The sequence below is a fragment of the Alcanivorax sp. HI0083 genome (assembly GCF_001635175.1).
In genome coordinates, this window is sequence record NZ_LWFX01000415.1 from 1 (window position 1) to 1,339 (window position 1,339).

The window sequence follows — 1,339 nt, forward strand, 5'->3', positions numbered from 1 at the left end:
AAAGCCGATGGGCCCGACGGTGCCGGCCACCACGGCCAGTACACAGCAGGCATCCACAATCGCCCCGCCGGGGCCGTGCAGGATGCGCTCACCGAACACCGGGTAAAGCAGGGTGCGGGGCTTTAACGGCAAGCCCTTGTCATAGTGCAGCACCATCAGGGTGATGCTGGTCAGGCAACCGAGAATGGCCCAGGCAAGGAACCCCCAGTGCATGAAGCTTTGTGCCAGGGCGTTGGTGCCTTGCTCCAGAGGGCTGCTGGCTTCGCCAAACAGGGGCGGTGCCGATACAAAGTGGGCGATGGGCTCCGCCGCGGCCCAGAACACCCCGCCCCCGGCGAGCAGGGTACACATGATGATCGATACCCATTTGAAAGTGGACAGCTCCGGTTTTTCCATGCCGCCGAGGCGCACATTGCCCACCCGGCTGATGGCCAGATACAGGGAGATGAAGAAGGTGGCGAGCATGAGTAGCTGCCAATAGGCGCCAAACAACTTGGTGGACCAGGCAAAGCTGGTCTGTACCCAGGCGGCGGTTTGTTCAATATCCCAGAGGGACAGACCTACAAACAGCAGGATCAGGCCGCCGCTGAGAATAAAGACCGGTATATCGACGGCCTGGAAGGTGCGAGACAAGAAAGACATTGTGGTCTCCTGTGAGACGCGACCGGGACGCAGGCGTTGCTGCGGCGAACAAGGAGACCAGAACGGAAAACCCGGAAACTGCGGCCAGGACCTTGGGTCACAGGTGAATGGCGCGTTGCGCAAACGCATGAAACAGTGGGGTTATTCTACATGACCTTGCCGGTGGGCGGCAGCCGAGCCGCTGTTATGCGTCGGGATGCAGGCCCAGTGCCTTGCGATCTTTGCCGTTACGAATCTCGCCCAACAGGCGGTTGGATTGCCGGTACCAGTTACGCCGACCGCGTGGGCCCCATTTGAACCGTTTGTAGGTCCACTGGTACTGGCTCAGGTTGCGGTCAATGCAGCGCTGCAGGCTGCTGTTCATGGCGGTGAGAATATCGGTGGTGTCACTGGCCTGTTCGATGGCCGGGGCCTCTTCGAAGTGAAGGTGGATATCGTTCACTCCACCCTCGCCGCGAATGCAGGAAACGATAAACACATGGGGGCGGTAACGCTGGACGAGTTTGTCGATCAGCGCGGGAGTGGGCACGTCATAGCCGAAAAACGGCACCGAGGGATTGCTGCGGTTGCCCGGATTATGGTCGGAAAGAATACCCAGGGTGCCGCCGGCTTTCATGGCCGCCAGCGCTTTTTTGACCCCCTGACTGTTGGTGGGAATCAGTACCGAGCCGGTGCGCTCTCGTGCTGCCTTGACCAT

2 protein-coding genes are annotated in these 1,339 nt (G+C 60.3%); both read right to left on the reverse strand.

Going from position 1 to position 1,339, the window contains the following annotated elements:
- Positions 1-642 (reverse strand): BCCT family transporter (locus A3754_RS04315; protein WP_197468448.1); only part of this gene is annotated, 642 nt, incomplete at its 3' end.
- Positions 643-826: 184 nt separating this feature from the next.
- A partial coding sequence (locus A3754_RS04320) for a lysophospholipid acyltransferase family protein (RefSeq protein WP_197468449.1) occupies positions 827-1,339 on the reverse strand: 513 nt, incomplete at its 5' end.